At 35.9% G+C, this 18,303-nt stretch carries 21 protein-coding genes; 20 read left to right on the plus strand and 1 reads right to left on the minus strand.

What is annotated here, in order from left to right; genetic code table 11:
* Positions 1 to 178 precede the first annotated feature (178 nt).
* From DT250_RS19440 to DT250_RS19535, 20 genes are all read left to right on the plus strand, one after another.
* Entirely contained in the window at positions 179 to 451 is a 273-nt protein-coding gene (locus DT250_RS19440) for an HU family DNA-binding protein (protein ID WP_001043860.1), read from the plus strand.
* A gap of 120 nt (positions 452 to 571) precedes the next feature.
* Positions 572 to 1,141 (plus strand): GTP cyclohydrolase I FolE, encoded by a 570-nt coding sequence (gene folE / locus DT250_RS19445; protein WP_001151478.1) that lies wholly within the window; start codon positions 572 to 574, stop codon positions 1,139 to 1,141.
* A 212-nt stretch (positions 1,142 to 1,353) separates the two neighbouring features.
* Positions 1,354 to 2,103 (plus strand): heptaprenyl diphosphate synthase component 1, encoded by a 750-nt coding sequence (locus DT250_RS19450; protein WP_141542766.1) that lies wholly within the window; start codon positions 1,354 to 1,356, stop codon positions 2,101 to 2,103.
* Between the two features lie 29 nt (positions 2,104 to 2,132).
* Complete coding sequence (gene menG, locus DT250_RS19455; protein WP_087985543.1) at positions 2,133 to 2,846, plus strand: 2-heptaprenyl-1,4-naphthoquinone methyltransferase; 714 nt, start codon at positions 2,133 to 2,135, stop codon at positions 2,844 to 2,846.
* Positions 2,847 to 2,912: 66 nt separating this feature from the next.
* Entirely contained in the window at positions 2,913 to 3,875 is a 963-nt protein-coding gene (hepT, locus tag DT250_RS19460; protein WP_000776075.1) for a heptaprenyl diphosphate synthase component II, read from the plus strand.
* A 124-nt stretch (positions 3,876 to 3,999) separates the two neighbouring features.
* Positions 4,000 to 4,446, plus strand: coding sequence for a nucleoside-diphosphate kinase (gene ndk, locus DT250_RS19465; protein ID WP_000415885.1), 447 nt, complete (start codon positions 4,000 to 4,002; stop codon positions 4,444 to 4,446).
* A 273-nt stretch (positions 4,447 to 4,719) separates the two neighbouring features.
* Positions 4,720 to 5,892 (plus strand): chorismate synthase, encoded by a 1,173-nt coding sequence (gene aroC, locus DT250_RS19470; RefSeq protein WP_087985544.1) that lies wholly within the window; start codon positions 4,720 to 4,722, stop codon positions 5,890 to 5,892.
* On the plus strand, positions 5,892 to 6,977 hold the full coding sequence (gene aroB, locus DT250_RS19475; RefSeq protein ID WP_149213559.1) for a 3-dehydroquinate synthase: 1,086 nt from the start codon (positions 5,892 to 5,894) through the stop codon (positions 6,975 to 6,977). Before aroC ends, aroB begins: the two co-directional genes overlap by 1 nt.
* A 120-nt stretch (positions 6,978 to 7,097) precedes the next feature.
* A complete protein-coding gene (gene hisC / locus DT250_RS19480; protein ID WP_088062699.1) occupies positions 7,098 to 8,210 on the plus strand; it encodes a histidinol-phosphate transaminase in 1,113 nt (370 codons plus the stop codon).
* A 350-nt stretch (positions 8,211 to 8,560) separates the two neighbouring features.
* The gene (locus DT250_RS19485; protein WP_088062701.1) at positions 8,561 to 9,823 is read left to right on the plus strand and encodes a tetratricopeptide repeat protein; all 1,263 of its coding nucleotides are present in this window, start codon (positions 8,561 to 8,563) and stop codon (positions 9,821 to 9,823) included.
* Between the two features lie 73 nt (positions 9,824 to 9,896).
* Positions 9,897 to 10,433 (plus strand): ReoY family proteolytic degradation factor, encoded by a 537-nt coding sequence (locus DT250_RS19490; RefSeq protein ID WP_001095922.1) that lies wholly within the window; start codon positions 9,897 to 9,899, stop codon positions 10,431 to 10,433.
* Between the two features lie 155 nt (positions 10,434 to 10,588).
* The gene (locus DT250_RS19495) at positions 10,589 to 11,044 is read left to right on the plus strand and encodes a YpiF family protein (protein ID WP_048543535.1); all 456 of its coding nucleotides are present in this window, start codon (positions 10,589 to 10,591) and stop codon (positions 11,042 to 11,044) included.
* 143 nt (positions 11,045 to 11,187) lie between these two features.
* On the plus strand, positions 11,188 to 11,700 hold the full coding sequence (qcrA, locus tag DT250_RS19500) for a menaquinol-cytochrome c reductase iron-sulfur subunit (protein ID WP_001290419.1): 513 nt from the start codon (positions 11,188 to 11,190) through the stop codon (positions 11,698 to 11,700).
* Positions 11,701 to 12,375, plus strand: coding sequence for a menaquinol-cytochrome c reductase cytochrome b subunit (qcrB, locus tag DT250_RS19505; protein WP_000932700.1), 675 nt, complete (start codon positions 11,701 to 11,703; stop codon positions 12,373 to 12,375).
* A 43-nt stretch (positions 12,376 to 12,418) separates the two neighbouring features.
* Complete coding sequence (gene qcrC / locus DT250_RS19510) at positions 12,419 to 13,186, plus strand: menaquinol-cytochrome c reductase cytochrome b/c subunit (RefSeq protein ID WP_000554600.1); 768 nt, start codon at positions 12,419 to 12,421, stop codon at positions 13,184 to 13,186.
* Between the two features lie 121 nt (positions 13,187 to 13,307).
* Positions 13,308 to 13,898 carry a lipoprotein heptaprenylglyceryl N-acetyltransferase LhaT gene (lhaT, locus tag DT250_RS19515; protein ID WP_000262813.1) on the plus strand — a complete coding sequence of 197 codons (591 nt, stop codon included), beginning with the start codon at positions 13,308 to 13,310 and terminating at the stop codon, positions 13,896 to 13,898.
* Between the two features lie 25 nt (positions 13,899 to 13,923).
* Complete coding sequence (gene lit / locus DT250_RS19520; RefSeq protein ID WP_149213560.1) at positions 13,924 to 14,610, plus strand: lipoprotein intramolecular transacylase Lit; 687 nt, start codon at positions 13,924 to 13,926, stop codon at positions 14,608 to 14,610.
* Between the two features lie 107 nt (positions 14,611 to 14,717).
* Entirely contained in the window at positions 14,718 to 15,506 is a 789-nt protein-coding gene (gene ypjB / locus DT250_RS19525; protein ID WP_149213561.1) for a sporulation protein YpjB, read from the plus strand.
* A 112-nt stretch (positions 15,507 to 15,618) separates the two neighbouring features.
* Positions 15,619 to 16,299: a zinc metallopeptidase gene (locus tag DT250_RS19530; RefSeq protein ID WP_002096760.1), complete on the plus strand. Its 681-nt coding sequence runs from the start codon at positions 15,619 to 15,621 to the stop codon at positions 16,297 to 16,299.
* 109 nt (positions 16,300 to 16,408) lie between these two features.
* Positions 16,409 to 17,050 (plus strand): uracil-DNA glycosylase, encoded by a 642-nt coding sequence (locus DT250_RS19535; RefSeq protein ID WP_149213562.1) that lies wholly within the window; start codon positions 16,409 to 16,411, stop codon positions 17,048 to 17,050.
* Positions 17,051 to 17,078: 28 nt separating this feature from the next.
* Here DT250_RS19535 and DT250_RS19540 read toward each other — a convergent pair whose 3' ends face one another.
* A complete protein-coding gene (locus DT250_RS19540; RefSeq protein ID WP_149213563.1) occupies positions 17,079 to 17,960 on the minus strand; it encodes a YitT family protein in 882 nt (293 codons plus the stop codon).
* Positions 17,961 to 18,303 lie beyond the last annotated feature (343 nt).

Below are 18,303 nucleotides of genomic sequence, written 5' to 3' on the forward strand. Positions count from 1 at the left end.
TAAGAGTAACAATTTCCTTAAAAATATTGAATTATAAAGGAGAATCGTATAATATAGGCGTTGATAATGATTTATCTACATCTTTGTAGTATAGAATTTGTAAAAATTGCCTACAAATGAAAGTAAGACTCATTTTATGATCATTATACAGTCTTATCTTTGGGAGGAGGTGAATGGCATGAACAAGACAGATTTAATCAATGCTGTTGCAGAAGCAAGTTCCCTTTCTAAAAAGGACGCAACAAAAGCAGTAGACGCTGTTTTTGATTCTATCTTAGAAGCTTTAAAACAAGGTGATAAAGTACAACTGATCGGATTCGGTAACTTCGAAGTTCGTGAGCGTGCGGCTCGTAAAGGTCGTAACCCACAAACAGGTGAGGAGATTGAAATCGCTGCAAGTAAAGTACCTGCATTCAAACCTGGTAAAGCGTTAAAAGATGCGGTTAAATAATCCTTACATATTAACAGGGAAGAAGAGTTTCCTTTTTGGGAACTCTTCTTTTTGCTTTTAAAAACATAAATATGCTAGAATGTGTTCGTATCACTTTTAGGTTTTCGGGAGGGCTAGCGGATGGCAAAAGTTAATTTAGAACAAATTGAACATGCAGTACGCCTTATTTTAGAGGCAATCGGAGATGACCCAAATCGTGAGGGAGTACTTGATACACCAAAGCGTGTGGCAAAAATGTACGCAGAAGTGTTCGCGGGTATGCATGAAGATCCGAAAGAACATTTGCATAAAGTGTTCGGAGAAGATCACGAGGAGCTTGTACTAGTAAAAGATATACCGTTTTATTCGATGTGTGAGCATCATTTAGTTCCATTTTATGGAGTTGCTCACGTTGCATATATTCCGCAAGGCGGAAAAGTGACAGGGTTAAGTAAATTAGCTCGAACTGTAGATACAATTGCACGTCGTCCACAACTGCAAGAACGTATTACATCAACAGTAGCGAACTCTATTATGGAAGTACTAGAACCGCATGGTGTAATGGTAGTAGTAGAAGCGGAACATATGTGCATGACGATGCGTGGTGTGAAAAAGCCGGGCGCGAAAACTGTAACAACAGCAGTACGTGGTGTGTTAGAAAATGATGCAGCTGCACGTAGTGAAATTTTATCTTTTATTAAAACAAAGTAAAGAAAAGTAGGAAACTGCTTTTCTTTTTTTTTTATGTAAATAAATGATATAGTTTTAGCAAGGCAGAGCGAGAATAGAAAGACTACTAAAAAGAATGGAAGATGTTATTTAGTTCGGTGGAAGTTTGGAAAGAGTAGCCAAGTTTTGGTTATAGAAAATAGAATGTATGTGTTATAATAAGTTTTATGAATTAGAAAACAAGGGTGATTTTTGTGTGTGACATCTACGGAGGGTATGCGGGTATAAGAGAGAAATTGATGGAGAAATTACGCCATCCTTATTTTATAAACTATATTGAAGAACCATTTATTGATGAAGAAAAAATAGCATTGTTATATGGTGCTTTAAAAAGTGAAAATTTACATATAGAACAAATTGAGCATTATGTAGTAACGATTATGCTTGTGCAAATTGCACTTGATACACATGAAAGAGTATCAAATAAAGCAGGAGAAGAAGCAAATGAATCGCATAAACGTCGCCAGTTAACAGTGCTTGCTGGTGATTACTATAGCGGGTTATATTATTACTTACTGTCTATGAATTGTGATATTGTTTTAATTCGTGCGCTTGCTGAAGGAATTAAAGAAATTAATGAACACAAAATAATGTTATATCAAAAAGCGCATGAAACGATGGATGACATAATGGAAAGTGTAGTAACGATTGAGTCTGCACTCTTGCAAAAAACATGTGATCATTTTCATTTATCGCATTGGAAGCCGTTTATAACGTATGTACTAGGAAAAAACCGTCTTCAAAAAGAATATGAACTGCACGCTGATAAACAACATTCACCTGTTTTTCAAGCAGTTCAAGGGATTATGAAGGATAAAGCGGAGGTAGAAACAGTTATTCATGGATGGATGATGGAACTCAGAAAGAAAGAAAATCAATATTTGGAAAACCACACAGATATAAGCGAAATAAACTCTGTGTTAAGAGATAAATCGAAGACATAAGCAATTTTACATTGGAAGAAGGTACGAGCATGCAACAATCAAAAGAAGAAAGAGTACATGATGTATTTGAGAAAATCTCTGATAAATACGATGTGATGAATTCTGTCATTAGTTTTCAAAGACATAAAGCGTGGCGTAAAGAGACGATGCGCATTATGGATGTAAAACCAGGTAGCAAAGCTCTTGATGTATGCTGCGGGACAGCGGACTGGACAATTGCGCTAGCTGGAGCGGTAGGTGAACAGGGCGAGGTTGTTGGTTTAGACTTCAGTGAAAATATGTTATCTGTCGGTAAGCAAAAGGTAGAGGCGTTACAATTAAAACAAGTAGAACTTTTACACGGGAATGCAATGGAACTTCCATTTGAAGATAACACGTTTGATTATGTAACGATTGGATTTGGTTTACGTAACGTACCGGATTATATGCACGTATTAAAAGAAATGACGCGTGTAGTAAAACCAGGTGGAAAAGTGATTTGTTTAGAAACATCTCAACCAACAATGATTGGTTTTCGACAAGGGTATATTTTATACTTTAAATATATCATGCCGTTATTTGGAAAGTTATTTGCGAAAAGTTTTAAAGAATATTCATGGCTGCAAGAATCTGCTAGTACATTCCCAGGTATGAAAGAATTGGCTCATATGTTCGAAAAAGCTGGACTTGAACGTGTACAAGTGAAGCCGTTTACTTTTGGGGTAGCAGCGATGCACTTAGGTATGAAACCAGAATCAAAATAGAAAAAAGAAAAAAGAAAAAAGAAAAAAGAAAAAAGAAAAAAGAAGTTTTAGGTTAAGGTGAACAATATGAAGTTACAACTTATGTACTCTTTTTTACGATCGGATATTAATGTGATAGAAAAAGAATTAAAAAAGACAGTTGCTTCTGAACAGCCATTGGTAGAAGAGGCGGCATTACAACTTATTGAAGCTGGTGGGAAGCGAATTCGTCCTGTATTTGTGTTGCTTGCGGGAAAATTTGGAGATTATAAGTTAGATGCAATTAAACATGTAGCTGTTGCGTTAGAACTTATTCATATGGCTTCTCTTGTTCACGATGATGTTATTGATGCTGCATTTTTACGACGTGGTAGTGCAACTGTGAATGCGAAATGGGGAGATCGTATTGCAATGTATACAGGGGACTATTTGTTCGCTAAGTCTCTTGAATGTATAACAAATATCGAAATTCCAGAGGCGCATCAGGCGCTATCGCATACCATTTTAGAAGTGTGTAAAGGTGAAATTGAACAAATTAAAGATAAGTACAATTATGACCAAAATTTACGAACGTATTTAAGAAGAATAAAGAGAAAAACAGCCTTATTAATTGCTGCGAGTTGTCAACTAGGAGCAATTGCTGCTGGCGCTAATCGTGATACGGTAAATCGACTATTTTGGTATGGGTATTTTGTAGGAATGTCGTATCAAATTATTGATGATATTTTAGACTTCGTTTCCACAGAAGAGAAGCTTGGAAAACCTGCTGGTGGTGATTTGTTACAAGGGAATATTACGCTTCCTGCCCTATACGCTATGGAAGATCCCGTGCTTCGTAAGAAAATCACATCTGTACATGAAAATACAACAGCGGACGAAATGAAAGGAATTATTGAGGCTGTAAAAAATAGTGACGCTATTGATCAAGCATTTGCGTTTAGTGAACGTTATTTACATAAAGCATTAGAAATCATAAAACCACTTCCGCGTGGACAAGCGAAGTATGCATTACAAAATGTAGCAAAGTATATTGGGAAACGAAAATTTTAGTGTTTTTTCTAAAAAATAAAATAATCTCTCTATTTCAAAACTATTGCGCAATTGTGATAAGGGTGTTAATATGTGTGTGGGGATATACAATTACATACATAATTCAGAAGTGGAGAGATTTTTTATGGAAAAAACATTTCTAATGGTAAAACCAGACGGTGTACAACGTGCCTTCATTGGGGAAATCGTAGCTCGTTTTGAGAAAAAAGGCTTTCAATTAGTTGGTGCAAAATTAATGCAAGTCACTCCGGAAATTGCTGGACAACACTATGCTGAGCACACAGAGAAACCTTTCTTTGGTGAATTAGTAGACTTTATTACATCTGGACCTGTATTCGCAATGGTATGGCAAGGTGAAGGCGTAGTAGATACAGCTCGTAACATGATGGGTAAAACAAGACCACATGAAGCAGCTCCTGGAACAATTCGTGGAGATTTCGGTGTAACTGTTGCGAAAAACATTATCCATGGTTCTGATTCGTTAGAAAGTGCAGAGCGCGAGATTGCTATTTTCTTTAAGGAAGAAGAATTAGTTGACTACTCAAAATTAATGAATGAATGGATTTACTAATTATTTTGAAATAATTTGTAAACGCTTTAATCACTGTGATAATAGTAGAAAGTGCAAGGAGAATAGGGGTATTCTTCTTGCACTTTTTTTGTTTCAATTAGTTACGAAGTTAGAGCTGTTATGATATATTGATATGTAAAGTAAAAGGCCTATCGGAGAATAAGCGAATGGCTGATCAAATATATAATTTCTTTCATATTTTTAGAGTAAGGAAAGATAATATCATTGCTTAATATAGCGGGATAAATACATATACGAAAAGAGGAATAACGTATGCGATATATTACAGCTGGTGAATCTCATGGTCCACAACTTACAACGATTATAGAAGGTGTTCCGGCAGGACTGCCTTTAGTAGCGGATGATATAAATGAAGAGTTAGCTAGAAGGCAAAAGGGGCATGGGCGTGGTAGACGCATGCAAATTGAAACAGATCAAGTGCAAATTGTAAGTGGTGTTAGACATGGAGAGACATTAGGTTCTCCAATTGCACTTGTTGTTGAAAATCGTGATTTTGCACATTGGACAAAAATTATGGGCGCAGAGCCTTTAACGGAACAAGAAGAAAAAGAAATGAAAAGGAAAGTAACAAAACCAAGACCTGGGCATGCTGATTTAAATGGTGCGATTAAATATGGTCATAGAGATATGAGAAATGTACTGGAGCGTTCTTCAGCACGCGAAACGACAGTGCGTGTTGCTGCTGGTGCGGTTGCTAAAAAAGTGTTAGCAGAACTTGGTATTACAGTGGCGGGCCATGTAATTGAAATTGGCGGTGTACAGGCTCAGGAATTTACCTATAGTTCAATTGAAGAATTAAAAAGTATTACAGAAGCATCACCTGTACGTTGCTTAGATGAAGCAGCAGGTAACCAAATGATGAAAGCAATTGATGATGCGAAAGCAAATGGTGATTCAATAGGTGGAATCGTTGAAGTGATTGTGGAAGGAATGCCAATTGGGGTCGGTAGCTATGTGCATTATGATCGAAAACTGGATGCAAAATTAGCAGCTGCAATTATGAGCATTAATGCTTTTAAAGGTGTCGAGATTGGAATTGGTTTTGAAGCAGCGCATAGACCGGGAAGTGAAGTTCATGATGAAATTCTGTGGAATGAGGAACATGGATATACACGAAGAACAAATAATGCAGGTGGATTAGAAGGCGGTATGACGACTGGAATGCCAATTGTTGTGCGCGGTGTGATGAAACCGATCCCTACACTATATAAACCTCTTCAAAGTATAGATATTGATACGAAAGAGCCTTTTACAGCAAGTATTGAACGTTCAGATAGTTGTGCTGTGCCAGCAGCTAGTGTCGTTGCAGAAGCGGTTGTGGCTTGGGAATTAGCGACAGCTTTAATAGAACAATTCGGATTAGATCGTATGGACCTTATTCGTGAAAATATTGAGAAACATAATGAATATGCGAGGGGATTTTAATGGGAAACATACATATTCAAACGAAATCAAAAGAATATGATGTACATGTAGGAAAACAATCGTTGTCAAAGTTGACAACGATTGTTCAAAACATGCAGCCATCTGTGTCAAACATCATGATCATTTCAGATGAAGCTGTTGCGTCTTTACATTTACAGACAGTTGTAGACGCGTTGCAAATAAAGCAAAAAGTATTTTCATTTGTCGTACCGAGTGGCGAAAAAGAGAAGTCTTTTGAAAATTTTTATGCGGCTCATACGTCAGCTCTTGAAAATAAATTAGATAGAAATTCTTTAATTATTGCACTTGGAGGCGGGATGATTGGAGATTTAGCTGGTTTTGTTGCTGCATCGTTTATGCGTGGAATTCGCTTCGTTCAAGTTCCAACGACTTTATTAGCTCACGATAGCGCAGTGGGTGGGAAAGTAGCGATCAATCATCCGTTAGGTAAAAATATGATCGGTGCATTCCATCAACCGGAAGTAGTTGTATATCATACGCCGTTTTTACAGTCACTTCCTGAAAAAGAGTGGCGTTCAGGTTATGCAGAAGTGATAAAACATGCTCTTATTGGTGATGTAAAGCTGTATCATTGGTTAAAAGAAGAAGTGCAAACATTAGCGGATCTTCGTGATGAGAAGTTAATCCATATATTAACGAAGGCAATTCCTGTAAAGGCAAACATTGTATCGCAAGATGAAACAGAAAAAGGTGTACGTGCTCATTTGAACTTTGGACATACGTTAGGCCATGCTCTTGAAAAAGAACTAGGATATGGAAATATTACTCACGGTGACGGAGTAGCGGTTGGAATGTTATTTGCCTTGTTTTTAAGTGAGCAAGTGTACAAGGTTAATCTTTCTTATGAAGAGATGAAGCAGTGGTTCTTAAAGTACGGATATCCAAAAATGCCAAGTGATTTGAGTGTAGAGCGTCTCGTTCAATTGATGAAACAAGATAAGAAAGCGAACGCTGGAGCAATTCATATGGTGTTAATGCAGGAATATGGGGGAGTGAATGTCGTATCTATTCCAGATGAGACTGTTCATATTGCGTTAGAGGCATTTCAAAAGGATATGGTTTAAGAGCTAAGAAGTGCTTGTTTAAAGGTATCCTCGTAATAGTGACGGTTAAGATAAACGATTACAGTGAGAAATTACAACCTTATTGTAATTGAATTGAATAAAACGACTGGGGGAAGAAAAATGAGAGTGAAAGAGCAATTGTTAACTTTGAGAGCATATGTACCTGGGAAAAATATTGAAGAAGTAAAAAGGGAATATGGATTATCAAAAATTGTGAAATTAGCATCGAACGAAAATCCATTCGGTTGCTCAGCACGCGTAACAGAAGCATTAACTTCTTTAGCGAGTCAATACGCTCTTTATCCAGATGGATATGCATTTGAACTTCGGACAAAAGTAGCAGAGCAGTTAGGTGTCAAAGCAGAACAACTGTTATTTGGTAGTGGATTAGATGAAGTCATTCAAATGATTAGTCGTGCATTACTACATGAAGGAACAAATGTTGTAATGGCGAATCCAACATTCTCGCAATACCATCACCATGCTGTTATTGAAGAAGCAGAAGTTCGTGAAGTACCACTTAAAGATGGCATTCACGATTTAGATGCGATGTTACAGCAAGTAGATGATAAAACGAAGATTGTATGGATTTGTAACCCGAATAATCCGACAGGTACATATGTAGAGAAACAAAATTTACTTTCATTTTTAGAATCAGTTCCTAAGTCAGCGCTCGTTATTATGGACGAAGCATATTATGAATATGCGGGGGCAGAAGACTATCCGCAAACATTACCACTTCTTGAACAGTATGAAAATCTTATGGTTTTACGCACGTTTTCAAAAGCATATGGTTTAGCTGCTTTCCGTATCGGATATGCGGTTGGTAATGCGAATTTAATCGGGCAGCTAGAAGTAGCAAGGTTACCATTTAATACATCGACTGTAGCGCAGGCTGTAGCACTCGCTGCATTAGAAGATCAAGTATTTTTACAAGAATGTGTGAAAAAAAATGAAGAAGGATTAAATCAATATTACGCATTTTGTAAGGAATATAACGTATTCTATTATCCATCTCAAACAAATTTCATTTTCTTAAAACTCGGTATTCCTGGTAATGAGGCTTTCGAACGATTAATGAAGAAAGGATATATTGTTCGTTCTGGTGCTGCATTTGGTATACATGATGGTATTCGTATTACTGTCGGTTTGAAAGAAGAAAATGATGAAATTATAGAATTATTGAAAGAGCTTGTAAACGAGCAAGTAAAGAAAGAAGAAACATACTCTTAAGAGTTTGTGAAGGCTCCTAATATAGGAGTCTTTTTTATTTAAATGAAGGCCTGTAAAGCTTGATCCGTGCGTGTTAATAATTAATAAGGGAAGTTATTTGCACGGTAATGAAAGAAAACGGTACAATAGAAAGTAGTAATGCGGTATCGGTGTCATGTTTGAATCGTTGTCAGTGAAAGTACAAGATGAAGTATGCTCATTCTAAAGGTTGCGTTCGTACACCTAGTTGCTTATGATAAAGTGAAACTTTAATCAGTGAGGGGATGCTCATCCCCTCACTGATTATTAGCCCGCACCAATCGGGGTAAATGAACAGAAAATAATATTTGTTAGAATTAAAGGAGACGTTTATGCAAAAGTTTGAACAAGCTGTTTCATATATTGAAAATGGTGAAGCGGAAAAAGGATTACAATTATTAAAAGAACAATTAAAAATTGCGAATGATGAAGAGAAGTATGATATCGCTCGCTATTATCATACACTTGGATTTACGGATGAAGCGTTAGCTATTACAGAAGACTTGCGTTTATTGTATCCGGAAGAAAGTGAATTCACTGTATTTTTAGCAGAATTATATATTGATCTAGACAAAGAAGATGAAGCGATTGAAGTGCTTCATGATATTCCAGAAAATGATGACTTATATGTTCAATCGTTATTACTTGTTGCAGATTTATTCCAAATGCAAGGTTTCGATGATGTAGCAGAACAAAAACTATTAAAGGCGAAAGAAATGATGCCTGACGAACCTGTTATTACGTTTGGATTAGCAGAGTTATATAGTAGTAAAGGTGAAGAACAAAAGGCAATCACTCATTATGAGTCGCTATTAGCAGAACATAAAGTCATGGGTGGTGTTGTCATTGCACTTCGCCTCGCAGAAACGTTAAGTGCGATTGGAAATTGGGAAGAAGCGATCTCTTACTATGAAGCAGGTTTAGAGGAACAAAAAGATATCCACTCATTATTTGGATATGCCTTCACATTATACCAAGGTGAAGAATATCAAAGAGCAATTGGTGCTTGGCAAGAACTAAAAGAATTAGATCCGGAGTATGCATCGCTGTACATGTATTTGGCGAAAAGCTATGAAAAAGAAGGAATGCTTCAAGAAAGCTATGAAACACTTCAAGAAGGAATTAAAGTAGATGAGCTTTCTGTACCATTTTATGTAGAATTAGCGAACATTGCGGCGAAATTAGGAAGAATAGCGGAAGCAGAGGAAGTGCTTCAAAAAGCGCTTGAGTTAGATCCAGGACATTTAGGTGCGATATTAAAATATGCGTATATCTTAAAAGAACAAGAAAAATATGAAGAGTTAATTGCAGTTGTAGAGCGTGCGATTGACAGCGGAGAACCAGATACACAACTACTTTGGGATCTTGCGTTTGCAAAAAAACAATTAGAAATGTATTCGGATGCATTAAAACACTATGAAAGTGCATATACTTCTTTTAAGAATCATCCAGACTTCTTGGAAGAGTACGGTTATTTCTTATTGGAAGAAGGTATGCGAAAAGAGGCGAAAGAAGTATTTACTCAGTTAATACAACTAGACCCGACACAAATTCATATTGAAGAATTGTTATATAATTTAGAGGATTTTTCATAAGTTGGAAGGAAACTGAATACCGCTTCTTGAATCTAAAAAGAAAAGAGAAAGACAGAGGAGGGACTTAATTGCTATGAATACCCCTGTTTCTGTAAACGAGAAGAAGGATTTTGTAAAATGGTTTTTGAATAATTACCAACTGAAACAGCGTGAATGTGTATGGATTTTGAATTATTTAATGAGTCATGACCAATTGATGCATAAAGTCCACTTCGTAGAGCATGCAAAATATTGTCCGCGTGGTTTAGTGATGTCCGCGAATTGTGTGAAAGACACACCATTTCACTTTTTTAAACAAAATGTTATGACAACAGATGCTGAAAAATCGTTTCATGATATTCGTTTAAATCGAGATGAAGATATTTATATTCAACTCAATTTTAAATCATCGTTTCAAAATGCCAATTATGTAGCTGTATTAGAAGAAAACCCGTATTTACCAAAGCATATTGAAGTAAATGAAAAAGATCGTTTACTTGCAGAAAGATTTTTAGAAGAAAGTGTATTTTCTTTTAGAAGAGAACGTCTTTTGAAACAAATTGATGAAGCGCTGGATAAGCAAGATAAGGAAGCGTTTCATAAGTTAACAGCTGAGTTAAAGATGTTATAGAATTCATTTGGATTCATAAAATTTTACAAATTTCAGACTTTTTTAAGAAAAACTACCTTAATATAGGTAGTTTTTCTTTTTTTACCTCTTTTAGTATGGTTTAATATATATAAAGTGAAAGTTCTGTCATTTGAAAATGAAGGGAGGGAAGACATTTGAAATGGAGTGTAAAAGATGTGGAGCAGTTTGAGCAAGCAAGAGATTATGTAGATACTGGTGTTATACCACTTTTATCAATTTCGGCAGCAAAAGAAATGAAAATGGTAGTAGAACAAGGTGAATTTATCGAATTGTTGAGTATGGAGTTGGAAAGAGAATATAAAGGAAGAGTACTTTTACTACCTGCATTTACGTATTTAGTAGAAAGTCAAAAAAATGAAAAAGGTCGTTTGCAAGAATGGACAAATCATTTGCAAAAGCAAGGTTTTAAGCATATTGCTTATGTTACAAGTGATTTTTCATGGAAAGAAGATATGCAAGAGTTACAAGGAGATTTATTTTGGTTTCCTTCATTAGCGTTAGAACAATTTAGTGATCAAGCGAAAAGAGAAGTTATTCATGCACATATAAAAAATATAATGGTGATGTTAGAAGAAAAATGGGGAAAATAGAAATAAACAGAAAGTTCTTATTATTATGAGTAGTATGATATTGACCTGTACCTAAGCGTATTATATCATGATAGTGTCCTAGTTTTTATTTTTTATATAATTTATCACGAGGGGACAATTTCTGATAGAGGGGGGAAATTTTCGTGAGCGAGAAAGAACATCGTGTATCAAGAAGACAGTTTTTAAATTACACCCTTACAGGGGTAGGAGGCTTTATGGCAGCGGGTATTTTAATGCCGATGACGCGATTTGCGCTTGATCCGGTGTTAAGAAAAGAAGCGGGAACGGATATGGTTGCTGTTGCACAAGTAAAGGATATTACAACAGAGCCGAAACGTTTCGACTTTAAGGTGAAGCAGGTTGATGGTTGGTACAAGTCCGAAGAGCCAAAATCAGCTTGGGTTCATAAAGATGAAAGCGGAGACATTGTTGCGTTCTCTCCAGTATGTAAACATTTAGGATGTACAGTTAACTGGAATTCGGACAAAGCACATCCGAATCAATTCTTTTGTCCATGTCACGGGGGCCGTTACACAAAAGATGGGATGAACATTAAAGGCACGCCGCCCCTTGCTCCGCTTGATGTATACGAGTCCAAAGTAAAAGATGGAACGCTGTATTTAGGCAAAGCGAAGCCAAAAGGGGGTGCAAAGTAGATGCTAAATAAAATTTATGATTGGGTAGATGAAAGGTTAGATATTACACCAATATGGCGTGATATCGCTGATCATGAAGTACCTGAACATGTAAACCCGGCACATCACTTTTCTGCATTCGTTTATTGCTTTGGAGGACTTACCTTTTTCGTTACTGTAATTCAAATTTTATCAGGAATGTTTTTGACGATGTATTATGTGCCTGATATTAAAAATGCTTGGGAATCGGTTTATTATTTACAAAATGAAGTTGCATATGGGCAAATTGTTCGTGGTATGCACCACTGGGGCGCTAGTCTCGTCATTGTAATGATGTTTTTACATACACTTAGAGTTTTCTTCCAGGGTGCGTATAAAAAGCCTCGTGAGTTAAACTGGATTGTTGGTGTTCTTATTTTCTTTGTTATGTTAGGTCTTGGTTTTACCGGATATTTATTACCGTGGGATATGAAAGCATTATTTGCTACGAAAGTAGGGATTCAAATTGCAGAGCAAACGCCGCTCATTGGTCCTTATATTAAAACATTACTCGCTGGTCATTCCGAAATTGTTGGCGCTCAAACATTAACTCGCTTCTTTGCTATTCACGTCTTCTTCTTACCAGCAGCACTTCTAGGTTTAATGGCCTTCCACTTCATCATGATTCGCAAACAAGGTATTTCCGGTCCGCTATAAGAGATTGCTAAATTAAAGGGGAAAGAACTAAAGGAGGGAGATTATGCATCGCGGCAAAGGGATGAAGTTTGTAGGAGATTCTCGGGTACCAGTAGCTCGGAAACCAAATATTCCAAAAGACTATTCTGAATACCCAGGAAAAACAGAAGCGTTTTGGCCGAACTTCTTGTTAAAAGAATGGATGGTTGGTGCAGTTTTTTTAATCGGTTATTTATGTTTAACAGTGGCGCATCCGTCACCACTTGAGAGAATGGCGGATCCAACTGATGCCGGATATATACCACTTCCAGATTGGTATTTCTTATTCTTGTATCAGTTATTAAAGTATTCTTATGCTTCTGGTTCATTTACTGTAATTGGAGCGTTTATTATGCCAGGGATTGCGTTTGGCGCATTATTGTTAGCTCCATTTCTTGATCGAGGCCCAGAAAGACGCCCATTGAAGCGTCCTGTAGCAACTGGATTTATGCTTTTAGCAATTGCATCGATTATCTTTTTAACTTGGGAATCTGTAGCGCACCACGACTGGGAAGCTGCAAAAAAACAAGGAGCAATTGTAAAAACAGCACCAGTTGATAAAAATGATGACGGCTATAAATTAATGCAAAAAAATACTTGTTTAACGTGTCACGGTGACAATTTACAGGGCGGGGCAGCAGCGCCTGCACTGCAAAATTTAACTTTAAAGCCAGAAGAAATTGCTAAAATTGCGAAAGATGGAAAAGGTTCAATGCCTAAAGGCGTATTTAAAGGTACGGATGAGGAATTGAAGAAGCTTTCGGAATTCATTGCTAAGTATAATAAAAAATAATAAAAAGCTGACTACAAAAATTTGTAGTCAGCTTTTTATTTTGATGAAAGAAAGTTTACTATATAATAGAGTAGAGTTTGAGGAAAGAATGACTTTGTTTGAAAGGTGTTGGACATACAGCTTGGTTTATTTGTATGCAATGTTAAGACAACGCTCTATATTATTATTTTTATTAGTTGTTAACATATTAGGTACAATATACGGATTTATATGGTATGGAAATCAATTAAAAGAAACCTCACCTATATTTTGGCCGTTTGTACCCGATAGCCCGATGGCGAGTCTCTTTTTTGTCTTTGTTTTAATTGCTTTTTTAAGAAAGAGAAATTGGGGATTAATAGAGGCGCTAGCGATTGTTACTTTGATGAAATATGGTATATGGGCTGTTGTTGTAAATGCAATTATGATCTATGTAAAAGGTCCTATTGGTCTTATGGGGTATATGTTAATGCTTTCGCACTTTGCGATGGCAGTACAAGGATTGTTATATGCACCGTTTTACCGTATAAAAAAATGGCATTTTGCGGTAGCAGCTATATGGACATTACATAATGATGCAATTGATTATTTATTTTGGCAAATGCCGAGATATGGAATTATGCATTTGTTTGTAGAAGAAATTGGTTACTTTACGTTTTGGCTAAGCATCGTCACACTATGTCTTACATATTATTATTGCTTGCGTGAGAACCGAAAACAGTTTTCTTTATGATAGTTAGAACATGTAGGGGGAGAAAATGAAGAAAAATAAGAGTGGTACAAAAATATTGGATCGATTGATTACTATAGTTGTTTCATATAGCATAGCATTTTCTATATGTGCACTCGCAACAACAGCGGTTGTGTACGGAAAATGGCTATATTATTTTGAAATTGATTTTTTAAACATTCCAGATTTAGCGGATATGACGAAGGATGATATTAAAAGAAATTATGATGTGCTTATTACATATTTATCGCCGTTTTATGATGGAGTATTGCAGTTGCCAACATTAGATATGTCTACAAATGGCCGTATTCATTTTGTAGATGTTAAAAATATTTTAGTAAAGATTCAATATGTAATGTATGCGACAATTATGATTGCAATAATAGGCGGGGTTTATTTATTAAAAAAGAAAAATGAAAAGTTTTTACTGCACGGATCAATTTTAACAATTATCTTACCGATCGCGCTCATGTTACCGATCGCTATTAATTTTGAAAAGAGTTTTGTATTATTCCATAAGCTTTTATTCAGTAATGATTATTGGATGTTTGATATTGAAACGGATCCAATTATATTAATGTTACCAGAAGAATTCTTTATGCATGCTGCGTGTGCAATTTTATTATTTATTTTATGCGGCAGCATACTTTGTTACAGCTTGTATAGATATTTCGTAAAAAAGAAAAGGATTTCAAAGGAAAAATTCTCTGTTTAAAGAGAATTTTTTTGTTTGTAAAACGATAATATATTTTTCGGTCCAGTACTGTTCTATTCTTGTCCAAATTAACATATTTTGTACTAGTAGTTATAGGGGGGACCGTGATGAAGAGAACATTAATTGGATTAATAGCATTTCTAATTATAATGTTTCCGTTACGTATATATGCTGAAGAGTGGAGTGAACTAACAGGGTTGTTAGACGACTCATTACAATTAGTGAAGCGTAATGAAGATGAAAAAGCAGTACAAGTATTACAACATTTCTCCGAGCAGTTTGTTATAAAGGGGAATGAAAAGAAGCAAGAAGTAACGCCAGATCAGGTTAGAGTTATTTCTTTAGCTTACGACAAGGCGAAACAATCTCTCTCGGAAACAGATTTAGGTAAACAAGTTAAAATTGATAATGTGTTAGCCCTGCAGCTCGCTGTTGATGCGCAAGTGTCGAAATATCAACCACTTTGGATGGAAAGAGAAAGAAAAGTAATGGGTGCCTTTTCTCAAATGGAAAAAGCGATGAAAAAAGAAGATACGGGACAGTTTCAACAAACGTTAAACACATTTTTACATGAATTTAATATTATTTATCCAAGCTTAATGATCGCCCTGCCAGAAAATGAAGTGCAGCGTGTAAATGCCCATTTATCTTATTTGGATGAATTTCGTAACGTTATGTTAAATACGAAAGGTGGTCAAATGCAAGTAGGAATCATTAAAGGGGATTTGCAAAAAATATTTCACACAGTAAAAAAAGATGAAATTGCACCCTCTCTCATTTGGTTTATGATAATTACTGGAGGTCTTATTTTATTCACATTAACTTATGTTGGATGGAGAAAGTATAAAGGAGAGAGAGAAAAAAGAAAAAGTAATGTACACTCTAAGAATAGATAATGCAATAAATAAAGATACGGATTGTAAGGTTTATTCATTGACAATGATGTCAGAAGAAAATAGAATGAGAAGTACTATAATTAAAACTTCAATGGAGGTTCAGAGGTTCATGATGTTTTATTTAATTTACTTCGCGATCATAATGATCATACCGTTGTATGCACAGTCAAAAGTACGTAGTGCCTATAGCAAGTATTCACAAGTTTATTCAACTTCAGGTATGACAGGAGCGGAAGTGGCTCGAAAAATTTTAGATGAGAATGGATTATACAACGTAGCTGTAGAAGAAACACCAGGTCATTTATCAGACCATTATGATCCAACTGCCAAAACAGTTCGATTATCAACAGATAACTATTACGGTCATTCAGTTGCTGGTACAGCAGTTGCAGCACACGAAGTAGGACACGCAATTCAAGACGCAAAAGATTATAACTTTATGCGTATTCGTCATTCGTTAGTGCCAGTTGCAAACTTTGGATCGAATATTTCTTGGGTATTTATTATGATTGGTGCTTTTGCATCTATGTCTAACTTGTTGTTATTAGGTATCATTTTAATGGCAGCAGGTGTTGTGTTCCAACTTGTGACATTACCTGTTGAGTTTGATGCATCAAAGCGTGCAATGCAACAAATTGAAGCGTTAGGTATCGTATCAACAGATGAATATGGCCAAGCTCGTAAAGTATTAAATGCGGCAGCATTAACATATGTAGCGGCTGCAGCTGTAGCAGTATTTGAATTATTACGTCTCGTATTAATGTATACTGGTATGCAGCGTAGCGACGACTAAAGACTATCAATTTTGATAGTCTTTTTTGTTTTGTGGATTGAATTATATAATGTATTGCAAATAGAAATAATAGAAGGAATAGAAGTAATGCGGAAAGGCGGTGGGGGAAGTGAAATATCCAAGTCGTTTAGTAAAACAAGTGAAAGAACAAAGCGCTTCTTATCAGTTAGAAGGCTTTTTAAGTGGACAAGGTCCTGAAAATCCAAAATTTATGCTGTTAGGAGAAGCGCCTGGTGAAACAGAAATTCATAATGGGATTCCGTTTAGCGGGAGAGCGGGAAAACAATTAATGGGTTTTTTAGAACGGATTCATGTTACAAGGGAAGAAGTATATATTACGAGCGCTGTCCGAAGTAGGCCTTATAAGTGGCGAGAGAAAAAAGAACGAAATGGTGAAATCATACAGAAAAAATATAATAGAACACCCAATCAAGGAGAAATACTTGCCCATGCGCCTTTGTTAGATTATGAATTAGAGAAAATAAATCCGAAGCTTATCGTCACCCTTGGAAATATCGGTCTTCAACGTTTAACAGGACAAAATAAAAAAATAACAGATGTGCACGGACAATTATTAAAACAGCCCATTCAAAAATTAAAGGATATGCAAAGTGCAGCGTTTACATGGTCAGAGCAAGAATATCATATCTTTCCGACTTTTCATCCTGCTTCCATTTTTTATAATCGGAGTTTATTGGAGCTTATTTATGAGGATTTAGATAAACTTAAAAAATATGTAATAAAAAACTAGAAAAGCTAGAGAGCTTTTCTAGTTGCGTTTATTTATGTAACGGATTTTTATTTTCATCTAACGTAAAACCTTCACCAACTACATCATGTACATCACTTACAGCAACAAAGGCATGAGGATCTACAGAAGTAATAATATTTTTTAATTTCACGATTTCATTTTTAGCAACAACGCAATATAATACGTTCCGTTCCACTTTTGTATACGATCCAACAGCTTTTAAAAAAGTAGCTCCGCGTTCCATATCAGATAAAATTGTGGCAGCAATTTCATCGTTTTTATCTGAGATAATCGTTGCTCCTTTTGCCGCATAGGCTCCTTCTTGCATAAAATCAATGACTTTCGCCCCGATAAAAACAGCAACTAACGTATACATGCCCTCGCGGTATGATAAATAGGTAAGAATAGAGACGATGATGACGATAGCATCAAACATAAACATCGTTTTCCCCATACTCCAGCCAACATATTTATGAGCGAGTCTTGCGATAATATCTACACCGCCAGTAGTCCCGCCATATTTAAATATTATGCCAAGACCGACACCGATAAATGCCCCGGCGAATAAAGCCGCGAGTGTCATATCATTTTGTAAGTTTAAATGTAAGTTAAGAACTTCGTAACGTTGAAAAATCCATAGAAATAAAGACACGCTGAAGGTGCCGATTAGTGTATAGATAAATGTTGTTCTTCCAAGTAACTTCCAACCAATAAAAAATATAGGGATATTTAAAATTAAGTTTGAATAAGAAGGATCAAACTTAAATAGAAAATACAATAATAGTGTAATACCGGTAAATCCACCTTCTGCAAGGTGATTTTCAATATTGATATTCACAATACCGAAAGAAAAAATAGCGGAACCGATTAAAATAAAAATGATATTTCGAATCTTCAAATTTGATGTCATATAGAAATCCTCCTAATTATGTAAATTGCATTGCTCCGCTGATACGGTAAAACATAATGATAAGTAATTTCTAGCTGTTAGTAAAAATAGTGAAGGCTATAAAAAAACGCAAAAGAAGTTTCACTTTACCCCGCTCTAACGGCTGGTAGAGGATAAAGCAGTGAATTGAGATCAAACCAGCCGTAAGAGCCCGATTGGTTCGGGCTAATCTTTTGCAAAAAACGCAAAAGAAAGTTTCACTTTATTATAGTCTATCCAAAAAAGGGTCGCAAATAGGTGTTTGGCGGGGAATAATATTTGTCAAATCGCGATGAATTGGCTAACATGAAAGAGGAAGGATTAG

It is taken from the genome of Bacillus sp. AR2-1, assembly GCF_008368755.1.
GTDB classification, from domain to species: domain Bacteria; phylum Bacillota; class Bacilli; order Bacillales; family Bacillaceae_G; genus Bacillus_A; species Bacillus_A wiedmannii.